Below are 25,077 nucleotides of genomic sequence, written 5' to 3'. Positions count from 1 at the left end.
AGTTAGTGGGCTCCGGCGGGTGGTTTGCCGGGCTTTACTTTTCTTAGGAGCCAGACGATGCCTACGCAGAAGAAGCACAGGAGAGAGAGCCAACGGAAGACGTCTACGAAGGCCCAGTTGGAGGCTTGGCGGCCTAGTTCGCCGTAGAGGCGGGTTTGGGCGGGGGCCAGGGTGTTGGCGGGGCCGAAGAAGCCGGTGAGGGTCTGGCGGAGGTTGCCGAGGGAGTTTTGGAACTGCTGGCTGGTGATGGGGACGGAGTTCAGGATTTCGTTCTGGTGGACGGCGGCTCGGCGGGTGAGCAGGGTGGAGGCGATAGAGATGCCGATGCTACCGCCGATGTTGCGCATGAGGTTGAAGAGGCCGGAGGCGTTGCCGATCTGTTTGTTGTCCAAGGTGCCGTAGGCGGCGGTGCTGATGGGCACGAAGACGAAGGAGAGGCCGAAGCCGGTGATGAGGATGGGGATGAGGAGGGTGGTGGGGGAGACGTCGAGGGTGATGTTGCCGAAGTAGAGGGTGGTGAGGCCGAAGGTGAGGAAGCCGAAGGTGAGGAGGAGGCGCGGGTCTACCTTGTTGGAGAGGAAGCCGATGATGGGCATTCCGCAGATGGCTCCGAGACCGCGGGGAGCTACGACGATGCCGGCGGTGAAGGCGGTGTAGCCGAGCAACTCCTGATAGAAGAGGGGCAGGACGGTGACGGTGGAGTAGATGCCGATTCCGAACATGAAGATGAGCGCGGAGCCGATGGCGAAGTTGCGGTCTTTGAGGACCTTGAGGTTGACGAGGGTGTCCTTGTGGCTCCAGGAGTGCCAGACGAAGAAGACAAAGCTGGTGATGAGGGCGAAGAAGGCCCAGCGGATCCAGAGGGCTCCGAACCAGTCGTCCTCCTGGCCCTTGTCGAGGATGATCTGGAGGCAGCCGGTCCAGATGACGAGGGCGGCGAAGCCGAAGCGGTCGAAGGCGGCGACCTTGGCTTCTTTGATGTAGGGAGGATCAATGATGAAGCGGTTGATCATGAAGAGGGCGAGGATGCCGATGGGGATGTTGATGTAGAAGGCGTAGCGCCAGGAGTAGGTGTCGGTGAGCCAGCCGCCGAGGGTGGGGCCGAGGACGGGGGCGACGACGACTCCGAAGGCGAAGACGGCCATGGCGGCGCCGCGTTTGGCGGGCGGGAAGGACTCGAGGAGGATGGCCTGGGAGAGGGGTTGGAGGGCTCCGCCGCCGGCTCCCTGGATGACGCGGGCGATGAGCATGAAGCCGAGGGTGGGGGCGGCTCCGCAGAGGAAGGAGCTGACGGTGAAGATGAGGACGCAGGACATGAGGAAGCGCTTGCGTCCGAACTTGAGGGAGCACCAATTGCTGGCGGGGAGGACGATGGCGTTGGCTACGAGGTAACTGGTGAGGACCCAGGTGGCCTCGTCGGTGGAGGCGGAGAGGGAGCCGGCGATGTAGGGCAGAGCCACGGAGGCGATGGCAGTGTCGAGCACCTCCATGAAGGTGGCGAGCATGACAGCAGCAGCGATGAGCCAGGGATTGATTCCCCGGGCGACCTGGGCGGACTGGTCTGGTGGCGCTGTCTGGGCGGCGGCAGCCATACTGGGTCGAGCTCAACTCTCAGGTGGGATGCAAGACAGGCGTTTATGAGGCGCTATCCACTATAAGAGGTGAATCGGGAGCGTGGGGATGCTTTATGGCGTTCGGGTGAAGATTTGCTGAAGATATGGGTGTTACGGGTGGCGGACGATCAGATGCTGGGTGTTGCGGAGACGAAGATGGGCGGGGGTGGTCTCGAGGTAGCGGCGGGAGGTGGTGTAGTCGGCGTGGGTGGCGAGGCGATCGGGAGAGTCGGCCGTGGCGTTGGCGGTGGAGTAGGCCTGCCACTCGGAGTTGTGGTGGTTGGGCAGAAGGAGGCTGAGGGCGGAGACCGAGTCGGAGGAGCAGCCGGTGATGAGGCCTGACATCAAGCCAGTGAGGCTGAGTGCGGCTATCTGAAGGAGGCGGCGTTGGATACGTCCGGATTTAGGGAAGGACATGCGGTGGGCTCCAGGGCAGCGGGTCGAGATGCAGACGACTGACCTTGAGAGAAGGTTAACTTCTGTGGTTCGGGGTAACAATGCTGCGATGGTGGGAGTGGAGCCGCCTGAAGTTGTAGGAGGCCTTCGTTATTGGCTCATGAGTACGCCTAGAAAGTTGCCAGAAAGGCATCCGGGAGTGTCGGAGAGGATGTTTAGTGAACTACCAGACAGAGTGGCTCCTGCAAAGAATGCTCCGGCGTTGAATCTGATGGAAGGAGAGTCGGTAGGAGTAGGTGGAGCAGAGTTGAGCGAGAGTTCGGCTCCACTGACGGCGCCGGTAAGGGGGGTGGCTGGGAGGGTGCAAGTGGGAGAAGTGAAGGAGAGGGATGCGGTGACGGGAAACTGTCCGTCGGCGTTTGCGGACGCTTGCGTCAGAGTTATCGTGGCCGTACCGCCCGTAGTGGTGGTTGCCTGCCCGGGGAATGGGGCGAGCGTGCCGGTATAGGTACCTGTGACTGAGGGGATGAACCTCCCGAGCACCGGGGTGGAGGCAAGGGGGCAGGAGTCGCCTGTGATCTGGATACTTCCCGAGGCTTGGCTACGAGTCAGTGGGAGTTGGAGTTGCAAGGTGGCAGTGCTGCCGGAGAAGGGTGCGGAGGTGAGGGTGAGGAGGTTCGAGGCGTCTATGGATCCGGCGAACGGGATACCGATATCTTGCATCGAGGAACAGGAGACACTACTGAAGATCGACGAAGGAGCGCGAAAGACCGCCGAGGCCTGGGAGCCCTGCATAGAGAGGGCGCCGACGAGATTGAAGACAGTTTTCGTGGGGACGGAAGAGGTGTTCTGCGTTCCAATCTGCCAGTTGCCGGTGATATTTGGTGAGACTGAGGCGGGCGGAGCAGAGACGGGATTGCTGCCGCAACCTGTGAAAGGCATGGAAGAGAGCACGAGCAGAGATTGCAGGACGTGGATTCGGGTAAAGCGCATCGGAGGAGTCCCGTTTTTTTGGAGTTAACTGACGGTAAAGGCTAGAGTTATGCCGGTCAAGGGGCTCTTTCGTCAATTTTCGGAGAAGTGGAATCCTGTAAGTGTTTTCTGCATCATATTAGTTGACAGTAAGTGACTCAAGTGTGAGAATGAGACTGTCGCAGGTTTAGTAACATGCAGTAGATATGAATACGGGCTGCGGCCTGAAATGGGGAACTGTATATGGGAAAAATTATTGGGATCGATTTGGGAACGACGAACTCCTGCGTGGCCGTAATGGAAGGTGGCGAAGCGAAGGTGATTCCGAATGAAGAGGGTGGCCGTACTACCCCTTCGATCGTGGCGTTCACCAAGAGCGGCGAACGGCTGGTGGGCCAGGTGGCCAAGCGCCAGGCGATTACGAACCCCGAGAACACGATCTTCTCGGTGAAGCGGTTTATGGGACGCCGTCTGAGTGAAGTTGGCGACGAGATGAAGATGGTGCCGTACAAGGTCGTCGCGAAGGGCGACAACATCGTGATTTCGGCGCAGGGCAAGGAGTACACGCCACCCGAGATCTCGGCGATGATTTTGCAGAAGTTGAAGAAGGCTGCCGAGGATTATCTGGGCCAGTCGGTGACGGAGGCTGTGATCACGGTTCCGGCTTACTTCAACGACGCGCAGCGGCAGGCGACGAAAGACGCCGGCAAGATCGCTGGACTCGACGTCAAGCGCATCGTGAACGAGCCGACGGCGGCAGCGCTGGCATACGGGCTCGACAAGAAGAAGGACGAGACCATTGCCGTGTATGACTTCGGCGGCGGTACGTTCGATATCTCGATTCTTGAGGTTGGCGAAGGCGTTATCGAGGTGAAGTCCACCAACGGCGATACGCACCTGGGCGGCGATAACCTCGACCAGCGGATCGTGGAGTGGCTGATCTCGGAGTTCAAGAGCGAGACCGGACTGGATCTGCACTCCAAGGGCAACGAGATGGCGCTGCAACGTCTGAAGGACGCGGCGGAGAAGGCCAAGATCGAGCTGTCCACGGCGCAGGAGTCGGAGATCAACCTGCCCTTTATTACTGCCGATGCGAGCGGACCGAAGCACCTGGTGCGCAACTTGACGCGGGCGAAGCTGGAGTCGCTGGTCGATGACCTGTTGCAGCGGTCGATTGGGCCGTCGAAGCAGGCGATGAAGGATGCCGGCATCGATGCTTCGAAGGTCGATGAGGTCGTATTGGTCGGCGGTCAGACGCGTATGCCCAAGATTCAGCAGATGGTGAAGGAGCTCTTCGGCAAGGAGCCGAACAGGGGCGTGAATCCGGATGAGGTCGTCGCGATCGGTGCGGCGGTTCAGGCTGGCGTCCTGGCGGGCGAGGTGAAGGATCTGTTGCTGCTCGATGTGACTCCGCTGACGTTGTCGATTGAGACCATGGGCGGCGTGGCGACGGCGATGATCAACCGTAATACGACGATTCCGACGAAGAAGACGGAGACGTTCTCTACGGCGGCGGATAACCAGACCGAGGTTGAAGTACACGTTCTGCAGGGCGAGCGTCCGATGGCAGCGCAGAACCGGACGCTGGGCAAGTTCAAGCTGAGCGGGATTCCGACTGCTCCGCGTGGCGTGCCGCAGATCGAGGTGACGTTCGACATCGACGCCAACGGCATTTTGAACGTGACGGCGAAGGACAACGCGACCGGCAAGGACCAGAAGATTACCATTACGAGTTCTTCGGGTCTAAGTAAAGAAGAGGTGGAGCGGATGGCGAAGGATGCCGAAGCCCACGCGGCCGAGGACAAGGAGCAGCGCGACGCGGTTGAAGCACGCAACGGGCTGGATTCGATGGTCTATAACGTCGAGAAGATGTTGAAGGACTCGGGCGATAAGGTTGCCGAGTCGGATAAGACAGACGTCGAGGCGGCGCTGGCTGAGGCCAAGACGACGCTGAGCGGTACTCCCAACGCAGCAGAGCTGAACGCGGCGAAGGACAAGCTGACGGCGGTAAGCCATAAGCTTGCGGAGGCGATGTACAAGGCGGCTTCGGCCTCTGCGCCTACCGATGGCGCGGCTGCCGCAACAGGAACCGCGGATGAGCACGCTGAAGGCAAGAAGGACGAAGGCGTGATCGATGCGGAGTACGTAGACGTCGAGAAGTAAGGCACGGCCGTTTCTCTGTACGGTTGCGCCGTGCAGAGAACGCGGATGAAGTACGCAGTGTTGAGAAGGGCGTTCCGGCTTGGCTTGGGGCGCCCTTGTTGTATAGGGCTGAGGCTCAGAAGGCAGGGTGTCTATGACTGGCATGACGGTATGGAAGTGCGAGCAGTGGTTCGGTGGAGAGTTGCACGAGCAGAAGGTGTTCCGGAGTGAGGAGCAGGCGCGGGACTTTGCGCGGCGGCTGATGGATGCTGCTCCGGACATGATGTTGAAGATTGAGGCGATGCCGATTCAGCATGTCTGGAACTGAGTCTCCATGATGATTAATTGGGTAGCAGTAGAGGCGATTGCGAACGCGGGGCTGGTGATGTCGAGTGTCGGCGCCATCAGCTACGCGGGGCTCCAGCTGCGGCATGAGCGGGATTACCGGTCGGTAGCAAACCTGGAGAAGCAGTTGAGTTTCTTTCTCTCGGAGGCGTTCGTTGGCGCACGGCGTCGGCTGGCGGAGGCGCGGTTGGACGAGTCGGGACTGAGGGCCTGGAGTCTGGATGATCCGCCGGTGAGCGTCTTCGAGGTGCTGGATTTTTATGAGCATCTCTCGTTACTAGTAAAGAAGGGCCACCTTGAGCTGTATGACGTGTGGCATACGTTCTATGAGTGGGCTCAGCCGGTTTATGTGGATATGCAAGAGCTGATCGAGAGCGAGCATAGCTCTTATTCGGATCACTACAACTATCTACAGCGAATGATGCGTCAGATGGACGAGATTCAACTCAAGAAGATGGAGAAGCAGAAGGGGAACCACTGGGCGCTGTGGACTCCGGAGCGAATTATCGAGCACTACCGGTATGAGCTGGAGGCCGGAGGACGGCCGCGCAGGGTTCGCCGCCGGAGCGAGACGACGGTGACGGCGACGAGGGATAAGACGAATGCCTGAAGGAAACGAGATCCATCGGTGGGCGGAGCGACATGCGGCGGCGTTTGCTGGAAGGCCGGTTCGAGTGGATGGACCGCAAGGGCGGTTTGTGGACTCGGATGTCATCGATGGCCGCAAGCTGGTTCGAGTGATGGCGGTCGGGAAGCACTTGGGATATGACTTCGGGACGGATCGAATTCTGCATGTGCACCTGGGTCTGCAGGGGGACTTCAAAGAGGGATCAGGGCCGTTGCCGCCGGTGAAAGGTGCTCTACGGCTGCGAATGTGGAATGCGGCGGCGGTGAAGAAGCCCGCTGTTCCTGGGGAGAGTAAGAAGCATAGCTGGTACTCGGAGGACGATGGGACAGGGCATATCGCGCCGGAGCAGGTGGCTTGGGTCGAGCTGCGAGGGCCCATGGATTGTGCGATCTATACGCAGGACAAGTGGGAGAAGCTGCTGGAGCGCCTCGGACCGGATCCGCTGAACGGGGATGGGCCGGAGAAGGCGATCGAGAGAATAAAAAAGAGCAGGAAGCCGATAGGGGCTCTATGGATGGATCAGTCGATTGCGGCTGGCATCGGGAATATCTATCGGGCTGAGTTGTTGTTTCGTGCAAGGTTGAATCCTTTCGTTGTTGGAAAGGATGTTTCAGAAGCGAAGCTGAAGGCGATCTGGAAGGACGCGTTGCCCTTAATGAAGGCGGGAATGGTCGATCGGCGGATCATAACGACGCTGCCGAAAGACCGGCCTAGCAAGGGTAAAGTGTTGAAGGAAGAGGCGCATTACGTGTATCGCAGGCAGGGCCGGGAGTGCTTTGTTTGCGGTACGAAGATCATGAAAGAAGAGATGGCGGGCAGGAACCTATATTGGTGCCCGTGTTGTCAGAAGGACGGACGAACAGGCTAAAGTTGCTGTAAGTTCATAGGATGGATTCATACACTAGTGCTTTCTGGACGCGGGTTGCGTCCAAAGTAGGAGAGAGTGAATCCAATAAGGGACAGAGCAGGAATAGTTCCATTGCATGCGAATAACAAGGATGCTGTATCTCTTGGTTAGGGCAAGTGAACCGGCTGTTGGATCACAAGCGTGCTGAAAGTAACCTGGAACTCAATTCATTGAATGGGAGCAAAGGGCGATGACAGAGACGATTTGGAGATGCGATCAGGTTCGGGCCGGTCAGCTTTACAACCGGATGATCTTCGATACGAAGGCCGAAGCGGAGCAGTTCATGCAGCGTATGCAGCAGATGGAGCCTGATCAAATGATCTCGATTGAAGCGATCGACGCGAGTCGCGTCTGGAATTGATTTCTATTTTTTATAGAGACTGAATAAGTCGAGTGAAGTGAAATGGCGCCGATAGCTCTGGGGATGACCCCGCTGTCGGCGCCATTCCACGTTTCCCGTATAACGGGCGGCGTGGTACGCTGGCGATGTGATCCTGAACTTCAAAGATGCGGAGACCGAGAAGGTCTATGCGACGGGTAAGAGCAGGAAGCTCGGTCCAATTGCCCGGGTAGCGGCCCGCCGGCTGGCGGCGATTGAGTTCGCGAAGGCCCTGGCTGATCTCACGGAGCTGCCCTTGAAGGGCGACCGCAAAGGACAATACAGCATCTGTATCAAGGGCCAATACTGGCTCTGTTTCCAGTGGAACGGCAAAGATGCTGCCGATGTAGAGATTGTGGACTATCGCTAGGAGATGGACGATGGCAGCGAAGAAAAAGATGGTGCGGTTGGTTGCGATCCATCCGGGGGAGTTTCTGCGGGAGGATTTTCTGAAGCCTCTGGGACTCTCTGTGAATGCGCTGGCACTGGCTTTGCGGGTTCCGGCGACGCGGATCGCGGAGATCGTGAACCAACGGCGCGGCATTACGACGGATACTGCGTTGCGCCTGAGCCGATACTTTGGAACGACACCGGACTTCTGGATTCATATGCAGGCGGCCTATGAACTCGCCATTGGCGAGAGCGAACTGCTGCCGAAGATTGAGAAGGAAGTACAACGCAGAGTTGCGTAAGAGCACTAAAAGAGCAATGGACGCTGCAAGGAGTTCGACCGTTTTCCGCAGGGCCAAAGCCCTGCGCTGATGCGAGAGGCAAAGAAGGGAGCTTTCAAGCTCACTCCCAAGTGGCGCAGTTTGAGGAAGTGAAGGGCGAGTAAAGATTATGGCGACGACACAGACGAAGGACTATTACGGCACGCTGGGCGTGAAGAAGACGGCCACGCAGGATGAGATTCGCAAGGCGTTTCGGAAGCTGGCGCGGAAGTATCACCCCGATGTGAACCCGAACGACAAGAAGGCGGAAGAGAAGTTCAAGGAGATCTCCGAGGCGAACGATGTCCTGAGCGACGAGAAGAAGCGCAAGATCTTCGACCAGCTTGGTTTTTACTCTGACAATATCGATCCGGCTGCGGCGGAGGCTGCGGCGCGCGGAGGGTACGGCGGCAGTGGGTTTGCCGGCGGTGGGCAATCGCGTGCAGGGCGGGGAGCGCAGGAGGTTCCATTCGACTTTGGCGGCTTCGATTTTTCAGGCTTCCAGGGCGGAGGTGGACGTGCGCAGCAGGAGCAGAGTGGCGGCGGTTTTGGGGGAAGCTTCCGTGACATCTTCAGCGGCATGTTCAATGGCGGAAACAAGGCTTCGCACGGGCCGGAGCCCGGAACGGACCTGGAGTATCAGGTCAGCGTGGACTTCTGGACGGCGGTGCGTGGCGGGGTGACGCGGTTGGAGATCCAGCGGCAGGAGGTTTGTCCGACCTGCAAAGGGAAATCAGTCACGGGCGGCAGCATGGAGTGCCCGGAGTGCCATGGTTCAGGGCAGGTGACGCAGATGGGTGGGCGGATGAAGTTCAATATCCAATGCCCGCGATGCGGAGGTTCGGGCAAGGTGCAGAACGTGTGCGCGACCTGTGATGGCGAAGGCGTGGTGACGCGCAAGGAGCAGCTGGAGTTCCGCATCAAGGCGGGGACGAGAGACGGACAGAGGATTCGCCTGGCAGGCAAGGGAAATGCCGGAACTGGCGGCGGTGCTCCGGGAGACCTGTTTCTGATCATCAAGGCGGGGACGCATCCGGTGTTCCGGCGGGTCGGGGACGATATTCATGTCACTGTCCCGGTCACGGTATCCGAGGCTGCGCTGGGAGCAAAGATCGACGTTCCTACGATCGACACGCATGAGGGCGGCGGCAGGACGCAGTTGAAGATTCCGCCAGCGACGCAGACGGGGCAGAAGCTGCGGCTGCGGGAGAAGGGCGTCGCGAACGCCGCAAGGGAGGGAGCCCGGGGCGACCAGATCGTGGAAGTCAAGATCGTGGTGCCTAAGGTGCAGGATGAGCGGAGCAAGGAGATTCTAAGGGAGTTGGCGAAGCTGAATCCAGAGGATCCCAGGACGGAGATGATGGCGGAGGTGTAAGGTGTGAGTGACGTCTTCGTGGTGGTCTCGCGCTGGTTGTTGTGATTTACCAACAAATCTTCTCTTAGCCATAGGGCGTTTGCACAGGAAATGGTGCAGCGTAGTGGAATGGTGTTAGGAGGGCAAGATGATACGACTTCATCGGTTTGGGCGGATGGCAGGCGTAGGTCTGGTCGGGATGGTGATGGGCGCGACGGGGGCGGCCGCGCAGGGCCCGACCGCGAATGAGATTGTGACGCGGATGCTTGAGAAGAACCAGGAGCGGCTGGTCGCGTTGGAGTCCTACGAGACAGAGCGCACCTACCGGGTGGACTACAAGGGAACGGGCGGGCACCACGAGGCAGAGATGCGGATCCGTGTGGAGTACACGGCTCCTGAGCGGAAGAAGATGACGGTGCTGAGTGAGACCGGGTCGAAGTTTCTGTGCCAGAAGATCCTGCACAAGCTGGTGGAGAGCGAGGAGGAGGCAACTGCGAAGACGAATCGGACGCAGATGAGCCTCTCTGCCGAGAACTACACGGCTGAACTAGAGGGCGAGGAGACGCTGGACGGCATCCGCACCTGGGTGTTGAAGGTGGTTCCGAAGGTGGATAACAAGTTCACCTACCGGGGACGGGTTTGGGTGAGCCAGGATGACTACGCGATGATGCGGGTGGTGGGCGAGCCGGCGAAGAATCCTTCGTGGTGGATCAATCATGCGAACTTCGATTCGCGGTATATGCGGCGAGGCGAGGTATGGGTTCCGCAGAGAAATGTGTCGACCAGTCATGTACGAATCGGCGGGGAGGCGACCCTGACGATCGACTACGGGGAGTATGCGGTGCTGGCGGCTCGGCCGCTGAAGCAGGGTCCGGAGCAGGCGGCGGCTTTGGCGGCGATGCGATGAGGGCCTGGTGTTCTTAGAGCACGGCTACATGAGCGGCTGATCGGCGGGTACGGACCAGGACGCGTTTTCGCTGTCTTCGTTGCGGAAGGTGAATGTGGCCTGGCTGGGATCGGGGGCGTAGGCTAAGGTCGGTTGCTGGTTGTGTTGCGCTTCGAGAGAACGGCTGCGGCTGGAGCTGGCGGCGCGAGGGTCGAAGCCGAGGATGAACTGCTCCTCGCTGAGCGGGTTTGGCAGAATGAACTCGTTCGCCAGCGAGGCCAGGTACTGGCTGGTGTTGGGCGCGAGGCCGGTGAGGCGGGCGGCGAGCCAGGCCTGTGGGGTGATGACGATCTCGGTGCGGCCGTCGACGACTGCGTTGTAGATGCGATTGGCGGCGTGGCGAGCGGAGGTGGCGATACCCGGAGTGGTGGCGGCGAGGGCGAACCAGCGATACTCCTTGGGTTGGTCTCCGACGAAGGAGGCCTGGACGTGAGAGCCGGTGCGCATGAGGCCAGGACAGACGGTGGTGACGCGGACGCCTTTGTGGCGGAGTTCGGCGTGGAGGCCTTCGGAGAAGCCGACGAGGGCGAACTTGCTCGCGACGTAAGGCAGAAGGTGGGGCATCGCGAACTTGCCGCCGATGGAGGCGATGTTGACGATGGATGGGTGGAGGGAACTGGAGGTGCGGGCTTTGGCGCCACGATCCAGCAGATGAGGGAGAGCGGCGTGAGTGGTGTAGAGGGCAGCGAAGAAGTTGGTGGCCATGGCGCGGCGATAGGCAGCGAGCGGCTGGTTTTCGACGGGTCCGACCTCCATGATGCCGGCGTTGTTGATGAGGACGTCGATGTGGCCGAAGTGTCCGATGGCGTGGTGGATGAGGCTGGCGGCCTGATTGGGATCGGTGAGGTCGGCTGGGATGAGGAGGACGTCGTCGGGATTCTTGATGGCGCGGCGTTCGAGCAGGAGGCTGCGGGCGCGGGTGAGCTCCTCCAGATCGCGGGCGGTGAGGACCAGCTTAGCGCCCGCACGGCCGAACCTCTCGGCGAGAGCCAAGCCAAGGCCGCGTGAGCCTCCGGTGATGACGGCTACCTGACCGAGGCGCGAGGTGCGAGGCATCAGGGCGTAGGCGACGGCTGCAGCAGCGATGCCTGTGACCAGTTGGGCGGCGTGGAGAGCGGTGACGGAGGGCTTCTTCATGGTGGTAAATAAGGTGCCGGACGAGAGACTACTCTTATACAACGGTCCAGGGAAAAGGGACAGTAGACTGGTGAAGTAGAGGCACAAAAGACGATGCGTGGACGACGCAATACACTGTATCTACTGGGTGGGACGTTTTTCGAATGGGATGTGGAGAAGGCTGCTTCGAATGTTCAGAAGCACGGCGTCAGTTTTGAAGAAGCTGCGAGCGTATTTGGAGACGAGGCTGCGCGGGTGTATGCGGATCCGGATCACGGAGATGACGAGTCGAGGTTTTTGCTTGTTGGAGAGTCCGGCCTTGGGCGACTATTGGTCGTAGCCTCGGTGGAACGGGGAGAGAGGGTAAGACTCATCAGCGCGCGGCGTGTGACGAAGAGGGAGAGACGAGATTATGAAGAAGAAGCTTGATGCAGACGAGATGCGAGCAGAGTATAAGTTGTCGGGCGGAGTAAAAAATCCATATGCTGAGCGATTTGCGAGAGGGACCAATCTCGTATTGATTGAGCCCGACCTCTTTGAGGTATTTCCGAGCAGTGAGGCGGTCAACCGTGCCTTGCGGATTCTAGCCAAGGCTGGGGCGCAGGCGGTGAAGGGGAAGACGCAGCGAGCGGCGAAGGCGAGTTAGGGGCGTATGGTTACGAGGCGGAAGAGCAAGGGTGCTTACATGATTTCGGCGGTTGCGGAGATGTATGAGATTCATCCGCAGACGCTGCGTCTGTACGAGCGGGAGGGTTTGCTGCGGCCGAGCCGAAGCGAAGGAAATACTCGGCTCTATACGGATGAGGATCTGGAGCGTCTGGAGTTTATTCTGAACCTGGCGCGGGATTTGGGCGTGAATATCGCCGGAATCGCGGTCGTGCTGCAGATGCGGGAGCGCATGGAGGAGATGAACCGGCAGATGCAAGGGTTCGTCGACTATGTTCGGACGGAGATGCTGACGAGGATGCAGCAGCAGACTCCAGGATCGGGTTTGGTGCCGTTGCGGCGGCCGGTGATCTTCCCGATGAAGACTGGTGTTTCGATCAAGGCTGCGACGAAGGTTGTGAAGAAGAAGTAAAGGTTGTCGGGACGGGATTTAGACCTTAAAATTTTGGATCTTTGTTTGGAGCGATGCGCCGCGGCGTGCGCAGATGAGGCTGGATGCACTGGAACGTTGGGATTGGCTGGGGGCTGCTGGCGCTGGGTGGATTTGGGCTCTTGAGCTCCACGGTTTTTCTAGGAATGGTGTTGGTGGGAGCGGCGCGGTTCCGTCGTGAGGCAGAGGCGCAGGAGGTAGAGCTGCGTAAGAGTCCAGCGTTCCTGCCGGCGGTGAGTCTGTTGAAGCCGCTGCATGGGGCGGAGGTGGGGCTGGAGGGGAATCTGCGCGGATTTTATGAGCAGGATTATCTGCGCCACGCGGTGGCGAATGGGGACTCTGCCGTCGTCAACGGGGTTTCGCGGGTGGAGGTGTTGTTTTGTGCGCGCAACGAGGACGATGCGGGGCTGGCGATTGCGCGGCGGGTGGCGGCGGAGTATCCGGAGGTGACGACGCGATTCTGCACCAGCGGGGAGCCTTGGGCGGCGAATGCGAAGGTGTGTTCTCTGGTGACGATAGCGAAGGTGGCGACGCACGATCTTTGGGTGATCAGCGATAGCGATGTGCAGGTGGGACCAGAGTATCTGCGGCATGTTGTGCTGCCGTTCGCGGATGCCCAGGTGGGATGCGCTACTTGTCTCTATCGCGGTGTGGCGGTTGAGCATGGGCTCTGGTCGCAGCTCGAAGCGGTGGGGATGTCGATTGAGATGAGCTCCGGAGTGTGCGTGGCGAACCTATTGGAGCCGATGGAGTTCGCGTTGGGGCCGACGATGGTGGCGCGGCGGGAGAGCGTGGCTGCGATCGGCGGGTTTGAAGCTACTGCGGAGTACTGCGCGGATGACTTTGTGCTTGGGAACTGGATCGCCAAGAAGGGCTACAAGGTCACGATGATCGGACATGCCATCGACCATATGGTGCTGCATGCGGGGTTTGTGGACTCGATCAAGCACCAGGTGCGGTGGATGAAGAGCACACGTTTCTCGCGGCCCAAGGGACACTTTGGGACGAGCCTTACGTTTGGGGTTCCGTTTGGGCTGCTGGCGTGGGTTGGGGCGTTGTTGCTGGGGATGCCGGGGTTGGGGTGGAGCTTGCTTGTGGCCAGTGTTCTGGGGCGGAGCTTGCAGGCGTGGGTGGTGGGCAAGTTCGTCGTGCGAAAGCGGCGGAACTTGTCGACGATGATTCTGTTTCCGTTGCGGGATCTGATGGGGATGTTGTTCTGGGCTCTCAGCTATACGAGCAACCGGATCCTTTGGCGGGGAGAGGTTTATGAGCTGGTGGAGGATGGGCGGATGGTGAAGGCCCGGGTCCGGGGTTAGTGCACCCCCTCCCCCCTTTTTTGGGTTAAATTCTTCATTTCAGGTTGGTTGGGGGTGGACTTTTTGCCGTTTGCTTTCGGCTTCGCTTGGTTCGCGAGGTGGTTGGGTTGGCAAAGAGCTTCTGGCCGCGCTGGGCGGTTTATTTTTCTAGTTCTATTTTATTGGTTTGATCGTAACTAAAGTGCCAGTTGGATCTTGCTGATTTTTATGGGTTTGGGTGGTTTTGGGGCTTGACATGGTGTTTTGTTGGGTTTTTTATGGGTTGGGGTTGTAAGTTGTTGGGTGGGCGTGGGTTCGGCTGTGTGATGGTTTACTTCCCACCCTTCGCGAGACAAGGCGCGAAGGATGGCACCCGGGGTGTTGTGCGTTATGGAAGGAAGGCGGTCGGGCTTTGCCCGATACCCCACCCTATTTGCGGTGATACTGCAAATAGGATGGGGCACCCGCTTTTGGGCTCAGGTTGGGTTTTGAGGTGGTTCTTGGCCGGGTTTGTGCGGGCGAGGGGGAGTTAGCGGTTGGTTAGGATGGATTTTCCGCCGGCGGTGGATAGGGTGCGGACGGCGCCGTAGGGGGCGAGGTCGTGTTTGCGGGAGGTGGAGTTGTAGGTGAAGAGGAAGATGCGGCGGGGGCTGGACCAGAGCTGGTGGAGGGAGTTTTCTGTCTCGAAGATGGCGGGGGCGTCGGGCCAGAAGCTGCCGTACCAGAGGCCGTTTACGCGGCCGTCAATGAGGTGGAGTTGCTGGCGGGTGTAGAAGATGAGAGTGGAGCCGGAGGTGAGTTCGCCGTCGAGGACGATGAGGTCCTGGGGTTTGCCGGGTGGGGTGGGTGTGGACTGCTGGGCTTGGTCGATGCTGAGGGCGAGGCCCTTGGAGCCGAGGATGGGGTTGAAGCGGATGAGGCCCTCGTGAGCGGCGAGCAGGGTGACGGTCATGCCGGCGGCCAAGGTGAGGTTTGCGGCGAAGGCAGAGCCACGGCGGCGAAGCAGAAGGGCGATGGGGCCAACGGCGATCATGCTGAGGGCGACGGCGGTGAGAGGGCCACGGAAGAGTCCCATGGCGTCTCCGGTGAGGTCGTAGAGGTGGCCGAGGGAGAGGTTATAGAGGCTCGGATTGTTGGAGAGCAGGTCAGCGAGATCGGGGATGCGGCCGTCGGGTCCGGGGACGAGCCGAGGAGCGGTGAGGGAGAAGTAACCGCAGACGACGGCGATGAGGGTAGTAATGGGGAGGAGGAACCAAGTGGACCAGCGGAGGGCACTGCGTTGTGCTGCCGGTTCGCTGCCGTTGGACTCGGCCCGGGTGAGGAGGCCGCCGGCCATCAGGGCCAGAGCGGGGATGGCGGGGAGCGAGTAGTACTCCTGGCGGGAGGAGAGGGTGAAGAAGCCCATGACGATGCCTGTCCAGAGGAGCAGCGCGAGGGCGGCTTCGTAGTCCTGCGCGGTGGTGATGGCGCGGTTGCGGAGCGCGCGGATGTGGCGGGTGAGCGCTCCGGGGATGAAGGTGGACCAGGGCATGACCCAGACGAGGAGCATGAGCCAGAAGAGAGGGATGGGGACCTGGCCGTAGTCGTGGGGGATGCGTTTGGCGAGGAAGCGGGCGATGTGTTCGTTGTAGAGATAGAACCACGTCCAGCCGCCGGTTGCGGGGAGGCCGAGCCCTGCGGGGAGTGAGATTGCAGGGGTACGCAGTGCGGCGAGGATGTGCCAGGGGGCGGCGATAGCGAGGAAGACGGCTGTGCTGGGGAGGAGGTGGAGCTTCGGCAGGAGGTGGAGTTGTTTGGTGAAGGCCAGATAGAGAAAGACGAAGGCGATGGGGAAGACCAGGCCGATGAGCCCTTTGGTGAGGACGTTGAGGGCCAGGACTGCGGCAAAGGCGAGGCAGGGGAGGAGGGCTGAGGCTGCAGGGCGTAACGGGGATGAAGAGGATAGAGGCTGATAAGAGCGGGGGAAGCGACTGGCGCTGCGGGGAGTCTTGAGTGGGATTGAATTTTGGTGGATGCGGTCCAAGGCTATGAGGGTGAGGTGGACGCCGAGGGTCATCCAGAGGCAGAGGAGGATATCGGGGATGTAGAAGCGGGTGAAGAGGTAGGGGCCGATGCTGGTGGCGACGATGAGTGCGGCGTAGAGGCCTCCGCGGTCGGGGCTTTGTACGGGGGAGATCTCGCGGAAGAGGCGGATGCCCAAGGCGTATACGGCGAGGAGGAGGGCCAGGACGGAGAGGATGAGGGGGATGCGGGCAGCCCAGTCCGTCTCTCCGAAGAGGTGCATGGAGCCTGCGGCCATCCAGTACATCAGAGGGGGCTTGTCGAAGAAGCGGATGCCGTTGATGTATGGGGTGACGAAGTCGTGGCGGTGAAGCATCTCGCGCGCGATCTCAATGTAGATGGAGTCGACGTCATCCAGGAGGCCGGGGCTGAAGATGCCGCCGAACTGGAGGAGGAGCCAAGCGAAGACGAGGATGGCGATGGAGCGTAGCTTCCAGCAGTGTCTGCTTGCGGCTCGTTCCTGGGTTCCTGTAGGGATCGGTGCGATTTTAGCTGTAACTTCGTGCAAGTTATTTTGTGAGGATCTTGGCTAGTTTCGCATGAAGTTCGGGCTCGTGCGGCGCATTCGGACGGATATGGGTGGGATCGAGGGGACGATCGGTGAAGAGAGCTTTGCCGGAGGTCTCTTCGATGAGGATCTTGCGGCTGCCGAGGAGGTGATCGACCTCGTCGCGTTTTTCCAACGGGACGAAGAGGAGCTTGCGTCTACCGGTGCCCCAGGTGGAGGCGAGGTCGTTGGGGGTGAGGAAGATGGGAGGCGCGTCGGGGAAGGTGGAGCCGAAGAGCATGGAGGAGGAGCGGCCGTCGACGAGGGAGATGGGCTGGTCGAGCGGCTCGGCGAGGTAGAAGGGGATAGAAGAGCCGTAGGACTGGTCGCCGTAGAGGAGGATCTGACGGTCGGCGGTGACGTTGCCGTCGTCTTCGAGCTCCTGGATCTTCTCGGCGAGGTCCTGGGAGGAGAGCATGGGACCGAAGCGGATGAGAGCGATGTGAGCTGCGATTAGAAAGACCGCGCTGGTGATGGCGATGGCGGTGGTGGCGGCGAGGTGGCGGCGCTGTCTGCGAAGAATCCAGGCAGTGGCGGGTCCGAGAGCGAAGGCGAGCGCGGCGAGGGTCGCAGGGAGCCGGAGGGCTGCGAAGCTGGGGCCGGTGAGGTCGAAGAGGTGCGACATGGAGAGGGTGTAGTCTCCTACGCCGCGGTGGGCGAGGAGGTCTCCGATGTCGGGAACGAAGGCGAGGTGGCGCGAACTCCACAGGCCGTAGACGAGGGTCGCGGCGACGGTCAGGCCGATGACGGTGAGGGTGGCGTGGCCGAAGGTGATCCAACGGCGCGAGGAGGGATCTGCAGCGAAGGACTGTTCCGCTTTGACCAAGCTGGCGCAGAGGAGAAGCAGCAGCGGAAGGTAGGCGGGAAAGGTGTAGTACTCCTGGTTGGTGGAGAGGGAGAAGAAGCCGAGGACCAGGGCGGAGAAGAGGACGAGCAGGAGGGTCGTGCTCTGGGTGAAGGTGCGGGGGGTAGGCTCGAGGTCGCGGCGTTCGTCTTCGTTGAGGTTCTGATTGTTGCGCAGGGCGCGGAAGGCTGGAATGGCTGCAAGAGGAGCGAAGAGGCTCCAGGGAAAGAGCCAGACGAGATGGAGGCTCCAGAAGAGGTAGGCGGGGAGCTTGTTGTAGTCCTTGGGGAAGCGCCGGCCGAGGAAGCGGAGGAGATGCTCGTTGATGAAGTAGAACCAGAAGAAGCCGTGGCCGTTCATGCCCCCGGTGTTGCGGAGTCCAGCGAGGATGTGCCAGGGGGCGGCGATTGCGAGGAGGAGCAGGGGGCCGCTGAAGGGCTTGAGGAGACGCCAGTTTTTGTAGTCGCCGGTGAGGAAGAGGTAGACGATGGCGGTGCCGAAGAAGAAGACCAGGGCGACGAGGCCCTTGGTGAGGACGGCGAGGGCCAGGGCGGTCCACATGAGATAGGCGTGGGCGGTGGAGGAGAGAAAGGAGGCCGGACGGGAGGCTACGGTCCACGGCTGGGAGGCTGGGTATCGGCCTTCGGACTTTGAGGCGGTTCTTGCGCCCAGAGCATGGAGGAAGCAGTAGAGTGCGGTGCAGAGTAGGAGCGAGAGCAGGACTTCGGGGATGAAGATGCGGGTGAAGAGGAAGACTCCGGCGGAGGTGAGGGTGGCGAGACCGGTGTAGAGGGCGGTGCGGGGGTCGAAGGCCTCCCGGGCCCAGCGGTAGCCCAAGAGGGCGAGGAGGAAGACGGCGATGGCCTGGGGGAGGTGGGCGGCGAAGGCGTTGAAGCCGAATATTTTGAAGGAGATCGCTACGAGCCAGTAGGGGAGGGGCGCCTTCTCCAGGTAGCGGATGCCGTTGACGTGGAGGGTGACCCAATCGCCGGAGAGCGCCATGTGGCGGGCTGCGCTGGCGTGGGTGGCATCGGCGTCGTCCAGGAGGGGAGGGGCGAAGAGGGCAGCGAAGAAGAGGATTAACCAGACTCCGCTGAGAATCAGGAGCGCCACTTTGTGGCGAGGGCCGTCCGGGCTAAGGGCACTCGGTTGGGGGGTACTCGTGGGCTGTTGGACGGTTATGAGGTTCATTGAACTGCTTTGCTCTACCAGCATAAATGGATTAGACGGGATTTCTATTCCCTGAGATTCTCGTAGAGCGTTGAAATGATTCGTACGGTGGACGACATTGCGGCGAATGAAATGGCCGGGACGGGTTCCATGTATCGTCATTTGTGGTGGGAGTAATACGCCGATTTGAAGGGGAGTTTGCCAGATGCCTACGTTTGCGGCGATCGATATTGGATCGAATTCTTGTCGGTTGAAGATCGCTTCGGTGCAGCAGCACCGGTTGAAGACGCTGCATGAGGATCGCGAGGTGACGCGGCTGGGAGAGAGTGTCTTCCAGACGGGGGTGATCTCTCCGGAGGCGATGGCGGGGACGATCCGGGCGTTGAAGCGCTTCCATAAGGCGGTGCAACTGCATGTCGTGGATAAGGTTAGGGTGGTTGCGACGAGCGCGATGCGGGATGCTCGGAACGCGGCGGCGTTTACGGAGTGGGTGAAGTCGACGACGGGATGGAGTGTGGAGGTGATCTCGGGGCTGGAGGAGGGACGGCTGATCCACCTCGGTGTGGTGACGCATGAGGTGGGGGCTCGCGGGAGATGTCTGCTGATCGATCTTGGGGGTGGGAGCTGTGAGGTTACGCTGTCGGACGCGGGGAGGGTGAAGGCGATGGTCAGCCTGCCGCTGGGAGCGGTAAGGCTGCAGCAGGAGTTCCTGCGGACCGATCCTCCGGCGAAGGCGGATGTGGCGAGGCTGAAGCAGTTCATCGACCGGGAGCTGAAGAGGGCGGAGAAGAAGCTGGGGACTCCGCGGGTTGGGCTGGTGATTGCCACGTCGGGGACGGCTGCGGCGCTGGCGGAGGCGAGTGTATCTATCGTCAAGCGACCTGGTGGTGCGCGGAAGCGGGTGCGGACGAATGTGGCGGTTACGGCGGATGTCCGGATGCTGGCGGATCGGCTGGCGAAGATGACCAATGCGGAGCGCGAGGCGGTTCCGGGGATCGGGCCGAAGAGGTCGGAGATCATCGTCGGCGGAGCGCAGGTGTATGCGAGTCTGCTGGAGCGGATGGGGCTGAAGGGCTTTCGGTACTCGCCGCTGGGATTGCGGGATGGGATTTTGGCGCAGATGCTGGGTGAGGTCGATCTGCGGGCTTCGGTGCACAAGAAGATCGAGCAGGAACGTTGGGCTGGAGTTCTGGAGCTGTGCGTTCGGTATGGGATCGATCAGCGGAAGACAGAGCCAGTTCGGCAGCATGTGGTGGAGTTGTTCGATGCGATGCCTGCTGTGCATCAGTTGCCTTCGGAGTACAAGCTTTGGCTGGAGTCTGCAGCGATGTTGCAGGAGGTGGGGAAGTTCATGAACCATCAAGGACATTTCCGGCATACGCAGTACATCATTGCGAACTCGGAGATCTTTGGATTTTCGCCGGAGCAGAGGCTGATTGTGAGTGCGCTGGCGCGGTATCTGGGGAAGAGCCGTCCGGATCCGATGGACCGTGTGATGCGGGGGATTCCGGTGGAACAGCAGGCGCATGTGGTGCGGGCAGGAGTGCTGCTGCGGCTGGCGGTGGCCTTGAACCAGGATCGTGCGAGCGCGGTGGTGAAGATGCGGACGCTGGTGTATCCGAAGCGGGTGGTGCTGCAGCTCGTTCCGGGGCGAGGCGGAGCGGAGCTGGAGGCCTGGTCGCTGCGGAAGGAGCGGGACTACTTCCGGGAGGTCTTCCGGCGGGAGCTCTTGGTCGAGGTCGCGTAGAGGGCTCGCACAATGCGGGGATCGAGCAGGCCCTGAAGGGTTGCGGGGCCGCGGGTGAGGCTGAGGCGGGCGAGGGAGCCTTTGCGGAGGCGAACGCTGGCTGGAGCGGTCGCGGCTGGGACGAGGAGCGCTCCGAGGAAGGCGGTGAGGTTGGGATTGTGGCCTACGACGAGCAGGTTCTCGACCTTGGAACACTCTTTGAGGAGGTTCTGAAAGTCCCTGAGGGCGGCTGCGGGCGCGAGGGCGTTGGAGTGGAGGATCTGGGCCTCGTAGCCGGTCTCGGTGCCGATGAGCGAGGCTGTCTGAAGGCTGCGCTTGAGCGGGCTGGAGACGATGAGGTCGAACTGGACGTCGAGGGCGTTAAGGACGTGGGCGAGTTGCAGGCAGTGGCGCTTGCCGTCCTTGTCGAGAGGTCTCCTGGTGTCCAGGAGCGGGTTGGCTCTGCGGGTGCCTGCGCTGGCGTGACGGAGGATAAAGAGATTCATAAAACCTGAGTCAAGTTTACTTCAGCCTCCACTTCGACGCGATAGCCGATGGGGTCGGCTTCGGGGTGGACGATAGGACGGGCCCAGAGTTCGGTGGTGAGGAGGCCGAAGAGGGAGTGATGGTGGGCGATGCGGACGAAGCGGGCTTCGGTGAAGGGGCGGACGTGGTCGGGGAGGTGGGTGGTGCGGAGGCCGGTGAGCAGGCTGAAGGCCGCGTAGAGGCTGCGGACGAAGATGTGGGCTGGAAGGCGCATTCCGTTGGGTGGGATGCGGAAGTCGGAGACGAGCCAAAGCATTCCGGGCTGGAGGTTGGCTGCGAGGCGATGGATGAGGAGATCGACCTCGGGTTGGGTGAGGCAGTCGAGGAAGAAGTGGGAGACGATGAGGTCGCAGGCTCGAACCGGAGTGTAGGTGAGGGCGCTGACCTGGTGGGTTTTGAGGCGGGTGGCGGCGGTGGAGGAGGCGGCGGCGCAGTGCTCGCGCAGGAGCTGCAACATGATGCGGCTGGTGTCGACTGCATCGGCGTGGAGCTGGGGATTGGCGGCGAGAAGGGCGGCTAGAAAGCGGCCATCTCCGTCGCCGAGGACGAGAGCTCTTCTTTGATGGAGGAGGGCGGGCATGAAGTGGGTTCGGCAGCGCTGGAGGGCGGAGCCGAGGGTGAGGTGTTCGAGCCAGCGATAGGAGCGGGCTATGCGGTCGAAGTTAACGTTGGTGGTCATTTGGAGCGTCTTCGTCTTCATTTGGACATCCAGGGGAGGAGCAGGATGGGTGTAAGGAGAGCGAGATCGGCGGCTGCGCGCAGGGTGATCGGGTTAAGGCGCTGGTGTTGGAGATGGAGGATGAGCAGGGTGAGGGAGCTTAGGCAGGCTGCTAACGCTAACGGCCATAGGGTGGAGGATCGCGTAAGCAGGGCCAATATGAGGCTGATGGCGGTGGCTGTGGAGGCGAGGGCAGAGAGGTGGGCGGTTCCCAGGCGGGTGGTCCAGTGGGCTGCGAGGCGAGGGGCCGGATGTTCCCAGGCGTAGATAGCGAGGCAGTTGATACTGCAGGCAGCGGCGAAGAGGATGGCGTGAGGGAGCAGGGCGAGCTGCAGACCGGGCTGGCGGGCGACGGTGGGGATGAAGATGGCGGCGGGGAAGAAGATGCCGACGGCGAGTTCCTTGGGGAGGCGGCGGTTGGAGGCCGAGGATGGCGTGGCGCGGGCGTGGATGAGAAGGAACCAGGCGAAGAGGAGGGCTCCGAGGATGGAGTAGAGCTCGAGGGCTCTGGGGATGAGGAGGGGGAGGAGAGCAGCGAGGGTGATGGAGGCGAAGAGGATTCCGGTGAGGAAGGCTGGGGCGTGGCGGTGGTGGAAGAGGTGCCGGGGCTCTAGCTCGTCGGTGTGGAGGGGGTTGGCGAAGAGCTGGCGGGCGTCGAGGAGACGGTCTGCGGCGTAGAGCATCCAGACCGCCAGGAACATGCTGACCAGCACGTAGGGGGGAAGGTGGACGGAGGCGGCTCGGGCGACGAACCAGGCCCAGAGGGTGGCGACGGTGGGGGCGTCGAGGGAGAGGAGATGCCAGAGGTGCAGGGCACGAGTGGGCTGGGGTTTGGTTGCCGGTGCGTTGGTGACGACGGGTTTGGATTGTTGCATCTCTCTTCTCCTTTCTTCCTTTTTCGGGGAGGGGGCCCCCTTGCCTGGGTGTAAGCCGTTTGTTTTTATGGAGCTACGGCGGGTGTTGGTTGCCAAATTATTCCAAGGAAAGGGCTTACGGCCAAATAAGTGCAATGAAACGAGTTAGGCCCGGCGTAGAGCCGGGCCTTGAGGATTTTTTCTTCTGTTTTTATTTTAGCGGATCGACCATAACTAACGTGCCACTTTTATTTGGATTTATTCCCTTTGTTTTGAGTTAGTTGTGCTTTTTGGGGGCTTGACATGTGGATTTGCTGGGAATCGAAGTGAGGAGGTGATTTTTGTGGTGTTACGGTTGGGTTGAGACGGTTTTGTCGTCGGATACCGTGGCGCTTCGAAATACAGGGGTCCTTCGCTTCGCTCTAGGATGACGAAAAGGACTTTGTGGAGGATTACAAAGAGGGCCTTGTAAGAGGTGCGAAGGCTAGGGTGCCCGGGCTTTGGTGCTGGGTGGAGAGGTGGTTGTCCTTTCTGTTTTTCCTTTCTGGGGTGGTTGGGGTTTGGAGAGGAAGGCGGTCGGGCTTTCGCCCGATACCCCACCCTATTTGCGATGAAGCTGCAAAAAGGATGGGGCACCCGCATTGTGCTGCTCTCTCTTTTTTTCTTTATGTCTTTCCTTATGCCGTTTTCTTTATGCCTTGGTGGATTGGATGGTTAGGCGGTGGTGGCTACTTGGGTTTCGAAGTGGGTTTCGCGGGCGCCTGTGGCCCATAGGCCGGGGTCTATGTGGGAGAAGACTCCGTCGCGGAGTTCTATTTCGGCGAGGCGGGTCTCTTGTTCGGGTTGGATGGCGCGGGTGGAGTCGAAGGTCTGGTAGATGGCCTTGAGGTCGTTGAACTGGTCGTTGTGGGTGAGGAAGCGGAGCTCGGCATAGTCGCGGGCGGCTCCGGTGGTGATGAGGAACTGCCAGTCGGAGGACTCGAGGAGGAGGAGCTCGCGGCAGAGCTGCTGGACGATGCGTTTGCCGAGGGCGGAGCTGCGCCACTTGCCGGCGGTGCAGACGTCGCGGGTGTAGAGCTCGGCGGGGTAGATGTGGGTGTAGGTCCAGGAGGTCTCGGGGTTCATCCAGACCTGGCTGGTGCCTTCCGCTCCCCAGGAGCCTTCGTGCATGGCGATGACTCCGGCACGAGGGTAGTGCTGGAGGTACTCGCCGCAGCTGATGAGCTGGAGTCCGGTGGTGTGGTTGTGCAGGTTGCGGGCGACGGCTTCGAGCCAGAGGATGCCCTCGAACCACCAGTGGCCGAAGAGCTCGGCGTCGAAGGGGGAGCAGAGGATGGGTGGGATGGGGCCGGAGAAGCCGGGCTGGAGGGTCTCCCAGACGAGGGTGGTGTAGTGGATGGCGTGAGCTTTGACGCGTTCGGCGGCCTCGCGGAGGTTGTAGGGCTGCTTGTCGTCCATGCCGGTGTGGGAGTTGGTGACGCGCCAGTAGCGGTGACCTCCGGGCCAACGCTTCTTGTGGAAGTCGAGGTAGGCTCCGTCGCCGGGGTAGCCGATGTCTCCGGACCAGACCTGGATGCCGGTGCGGGGGTCGCGGGGGAAGACGGTGGTGGATTGGCGGACGGCCTCGGGGGTGGTGTTGGGGCTGTGGACGTAGTAGGGCTGGTAGAGGTGGCGGTCGTCGTCCCGGGCCAGAGGCGCGGCCTGTTCGGAGGGTTTTTCCGGCCAGTTGGAGACGGTGCTGTCGTGGAGGTCGTGGGGCAGGGGGATGCGCAGGGCTTCTTCGACGAGGTGGGTGTCGACGAAGAAGAACTGGAGACCGGACTCGGAGAGGGCCTGCTCGACGCCGATGCGGTCGAAGCCGGGGGCGGTGGGTGTTCCGTCGGCGTGGGAGGTGGGGTAGTTCCAGAAGCCGGCGGGGCGGTAACCGCACTCGGGCGCCCAGATGCCGCGAGGGTGTTCGCCGATGTGGCGGATGTGGGTGTCGACGGCGGTGCGGATCTGGGCGCGGACGCTCTCGTCGGTGCCAAGAAGAGGAAGGTAGCCGTGGGTGGCGGCGCAGGTGATGATGTCGATGAGGCCGGTCTGGTTGAAGTGGCGGAAGGCGGAGACGATGTCGTTGTTGAAGCGGCGGAAGTCCTCGAGGGCGTGGGTGAAGAAGCGCTGCCAGAAGCGGGCGGTGTCGGCGTAGTGGATCTCGCCGGACTGGATGAAGAAGGCCTCGTCTTCGCGGGCCGCGACGACCTTGCGGGTGAGGTATTTGGGAAACTCGGAGATGAAGACGGGGTGGGCGAGCTGTTCGAGGAGGATAGGGGAGAGGTTGAGGTTGCAGTTGAAGCGGACTCCGTCACGCTCCAGGCTGCTAAGCATGCGGAGGAGCGGAAGATAGGTCTCGGCGGCGGCTTCGTGGAGCCACTCCATGCCGTGGGGCCAGGTGCCGTGATTGACGACGTAAGGCAGGTGCGCGTTCAGAGTGAAGGTTAAGAAGCCTTTGGGGTTGGCCGCTGCATGGAGCTCTGCGTGGGGAGATGCCTGCGTCAAGTTGAGTACCTCGGAAGAGTGGTTCTTCAGCGGTGGATTAGAGGCAAGATGTGAAGACCATGGGGATTTGCCCAGTTTACGCCTCATGGCGGGATCTGGAATGCACGAAGGGAGAGTCTTTTCGAGGTAAAACCAGACCAATAAATTTAGATGCGAAGGAGCGTGTTTGCGCTG

The 25,077-nt window shown here is 61.0% G+C and carries 24 protein-coding genes; 14 read left to right on the top strand and 10 right to left on the bottom strand.

The annotated features are described in order from the left end of the window. Nucleotides 1–2: 2 nt before the first annotated feature. The 3 genes from HB393_RS23645 to HB393_RS23635 all read right to left on the bottom strand — a co-directional run bounded on the left by HB393_RS23645 (nucleotide 3) and on the right by HB393_RS23635 (nucleotide 3,002). The gene (locus tag HB393_RS23645) at nucleotides 3–1,592 is read right to left on the bottom strand and encodes a DHA2 family efflux MFS transporter permease subunit (protein WP_213807685.1); all 1,590 of its coding nucleotides are present in this window, start codon (nucleotides 1,590–1,592) and stop codon (nucleotides 3–5) included. A 132-nt stretch (nucleotides 1,593–1,724) separates the two neighbouring features. Further along, entirely contained in the window at nucleotides 1,725–2,030 is a 306-nt protein-coding gene (locus HB393_RS23640; RefSeq protein WP_213807684.1) for a hypothetical protein, read from the bottom strand. Between the two features lie 129 nt (nucleotides 2,031–2,159). Then, nucleotides 2,160–3,002 (bottom strand): hypothetical protein, encoded by an 843-nt coding sequence (locus HB393_RS23635; protein ID WP_213807683.1) that lies wholly within the window; start codon nucleotides 3,000–3,002, stop codon nucleotides 2,160–2,162. A gap of 222 nt (nucleotides 3,003–3,224) precedes the next feature. On the opposite strand from HB393_RS23635, the gene dnaK reads away from it, so the two are divergent. The 9 genes from dnaK to HB393_RS23590 all read left to right on the top strand — a co-directional run bounded on the left by dnaK (nucleotide 3,225) and on the right by HB393_RS23590 (nucleotide 10,353). After that, nucleotides 3,225–5,144, top strand: coding sequence for a molecular chaperone DnaK (dnaK, locus tag HB393_RS23630; protein ID WP_213807682.1), 1,920 nt, complete (start codon nucleotides 3,225–3,227; stop codon nucleotides 5,142–5,144). Between the two features lie 133 nt (nucleotides 5,145–5,277). Continuing rightward, nucleotides 5,278–5,451: a hypothetical protein gene (locus HB393_RS23625; RefSeq protein WP_213807714.1), complete on the top strand. Its 174-nt coding sequence runs from the start codon at nucleotides 5,278–5,280 to the stop codon at nucleotides 5,449–5,451. A gap of 6 nt (nucleotides 5,452–5,457) precedes the next feature. Beyond that, nucleotides 5,458–6,078, top strand: coding sequence for a hypothetical protein (locus tag HB393_RS23620; RefSeq protein WP_213807681.1), 621 nt, complete (start codon nucleotides 5,458–5,460; stop codon nucleotides 6,076–6,078). Continuing rightward, nucleotides 6,071–6,964, top strand: a complete 894-nt coding sequence (locus HB393_RS23615) for a DNA-formamidopyrimidine glycosylase family protein (RefSeq protein ID WP_213807680.1) — start codon at nucleotides 6,071–6,073, stop codon at nucleotides 6,962–6,964. The genes HB393_RS23620 and HB393_RS23615 overlap by 8 nt, the downstream gene beginning before the upstream one ends. Before the next feature lie 229 nt (nucleotides 6,965–7,193). Beyond that, entirely contained in the window at nucleotides 7,194–7,364 is a 171-nt protein-coding gene (locus HB393_RS23610; RefSeq protein ID WP_213807679.1) for a hypothetical protein, read from the top strand. A gap of 127 nt (nucleotides 7,365–7,491) precedes the next feature. After that, the gene (locus HB393_RS23605) at nucleotides 7,492–7,752 is read left to right on the top strand and encodes a type II toxin-antitoxin system RelE/ParE family toxin (protein WP_213807678.1); all 261 of its coding nucleotides are present in this window, start codon (nucleotides 7,492–7,494) and stop codon (nucleotides 7,750–7,752) included. A 10-nt stretch (nucleotides 7,753–7,762) separates the two neighbouring features. Beyond that, the gene (locus tag HB393_RS23600; RefSeq protein WP_213807677.1) at nucleotides 7,763–8,074 is read left to right on the top strand and encodes a HigA family addiction module antitoxin; all 312 of its coding nucleotides are present in this window, start codon (nucleotides 7,763–7,765) and stop codon (nucleotides 8,072–8,074) included. 148 nt (nucleotides 8,075–8,222) lie between these two features. Next, on the top strand, nucleotides 8,223–9,467 hold the full coding sequence (locus tag HB393_RS23595) for a J domain-containing protein (protein ID WP_213807676.1): 1,245 nt from the start codon (nucleotides 8,223–8,225) through the stop codon (nucleotides 9,465–9,467). A gap of 127 nt (nucleotides 9,468–9,594) precedes the next feature. After that, nucleotides 9,595–10,353 (top strand): outer membrane lipoprotein-sorting protein, encoded by a 759-nt coding sequence (locus tag HB393_RS23590; RefSeq protein WP_213807675.1) that lies wholly within the window; start codon nucleotides 9,595–9,597, stop codon nucleotides 10,351–10,353. 24 nt (nucleotides 10,354–10,377) lie between these two features. On the opposite strand, the gene HB393_RS23585 is transcribed toward HB393_RS23590, so the two are convergent. Then, the gene (locus HB393_RS23585; RefSeq protein ID WP_213807674.1) at nucleotides 10,378–11,529 is read right to left on the bottom strand and encodes an SDR family NAD(P)-dependent oxidoreductase; all 1,152 of its coding nucleotides are present in this window, start codon (nucleotides 11,527–11,529) and stop codon (nucleotides 10,378–10,380) included. 93 nt (nucleotides 11,530–11,622) lie between these two features. Between HB393_RS23585 and HB393_RS23580 the strand changes: the two genes are divergently transcribed. The 4 genes from HB393_RS23580 to HB393_RS23565 all read left to right on the top strand — a co-directional run bounded on the left by HB393_RS23580 (nucleotide 11,623) and on the right by HB393_RS23565 (nucleotide 13,920). Further along, on the top strand, nucleotides 11,623–11,937 hold the full coding sequence (locus HB393_RS23580) for a BrnT family toxin (protein ID WP_213807673.1): 315 nt from the start codon (nucleotides 11,623–11,625) through the stop codon (nucleotides 11,935–11,937). Then, nucleotides 11,921–12,154, top strand: a complete 234-nt coding sequence (locus tag HB393_RS23575) for a hypothetical protein (RefSeq protein ID WP_213807672.1) — start codon at nucleotides 11,921–11,923, stop codon at nucleotides 12,152–12,154. The genes HB393_RS23580 and HB393_RS23575 overlap by 17 nt, the downstream gene beginning before the upstream one ends. A gap of 6 nt (nucleotides 12,155–12,160) precedes the next feature. Then, a complete protein-coding gene (locus tag HB393_RS23570) occupies nucleotides 12,161–12,586 on the top strand; it encodes a helix-turn-helix transcriptional regulator (protein WP_213807671.1) in 426 nt (141 codons plus the stop codon). A gap of 83 nt (nucleotides 12,587–12,669) precedes the next feature. Beyond that, entirely contained in the window at nucleotides 12,670–13,920 is a 1,251-nt protein-coding gene (locus HB393_RS23565; RefSeq protein ID WP_213807670.1) for a glycosyltransferase, read from the top strand. A gap of 508 nt (nucleotides 13,921–14,428) precedes the next feature. Here the strand turns inward: HB393_RS23565 and HB393_RS23560 are convergent. Beyond that, on the bottom strand, nucleotides 14,429–16,468 hold the full coding sequence (locus HB393_RS23560; protein ID WP_218624058.1) for a glycosyltransferase family 39 protein: 2,040 nt from the start codon (nucleotides 16,466–16,468) through the stop codon (nucleotides 14,429–14,431). Nucleotide 16,469: 1 nt separating this feature from the next. Then, nucleotides 16,470–18,542: a glycosyltransferase family 39 protein gene (locus HB393_RS23555; RefSeq protein WP_213807669.1), complete on the bottom strand. Its 2,073-nt coding sequence runs from the start codon at nucleotides 18,540–18,542 to the stop codon at nucleotides 16,470–16,472. Between the two features lie 184 nt (nucleotides 18,543–18,726). On the opposite strand from HB393_RS23555, the gene HB393_RS23550 reads away from it, so the two are divergent. Then, complete coding sequence (locus HB393_RS23550) at nucleotides 18,727–20,268, top strand: Ppx/GppA phosphatase family protein (protein WP_213807668.1); 1,542 nt, start codon at nucleotides 18,727–18,729, stop codon at nucleotides 20,266–20,268. Here the strand turns inward: HB393_RS23550 and HB393_RS23545 are convergent. The 4 genes from HB393_RS23545 to HB393_RS23530 form a co-directional block, all read right to left on the bottom strand. Then, nucleotides 20,220–20,753 carry a phosphoglycerate mutase family protein gene (locus HB393_RS23545; RefSeq protein WP_213807667.1) on the bottom strand — a complete coding sequence of 178 codons (534 nt, stop codon included), beginning with the start codon at nucleotides 20,751–20,753 and terminating at the stop codon, nucleotides 20,220–20,222. The two genes, HB393_RS23550 and HB393_RS23545, sit on opposite strands and share 49 nt — an antisense overlap. Then, nucleotides 20,750–21,493, bottom strand: a complete 744-nt coding sequence (locus HB393_RS23540; protein ID WP_255551552.1) for a class I SAM-dependent methyltransferase — start codon at nucleotides 21,491–21,493, stop codon at nucleotides 20,750–20,752. Before HB393_RS23540 ends, HB393_RS23545 begins: the two co-directional genes overlap by 4 nt. Then, nucleotides 21,490–22,386 (bottom strand): hypothetical protein, encoded by an 897-nt coding sequence (locus HB393_RS23535; RefSeq protein WP_255551551.1) that lies wholly within the window; start codon nucleotides 22,384–22,386, stop codon nucleotides 21,490–21,492. Before HB393_RS23535 ends, HB393_RS23540 begins: the two co-directional genes overlap by 4 nt. A gap of 693 nt (nucleotides 22,387–23,079) precedes the next feature. Continuing rightward, the gene (locus HB393_RS23530; protein WP_213807666.1) at nucleotides 23,080–24,990 is read right to left on the bottom strand and encodes a 1,4-alpha-glucan branching protein domain-containing protein; all 1,911 of its coding nucleotides are present in this window, start codon (nucleotides 24,988–24,990) and stop codon (nucleotides 23,080–23,082) included. Nucleotides 24,991–25,077: the final 87 nt, after the last annotated feature.

Origin of the sequence: Granulicella sp. dw_53, from assembly GCF_018449545.1 — a bacterium.
Lineage (GTDB): Bacteria > Acidobacteriota > Terriglobia > Terriglobales > Acidobacteriaceae > Edaphobacter.
Note: the sequence above shows the minus strand (reverse complement) of the source record. Positions and strands in the feature narration are given on the sequence as shown.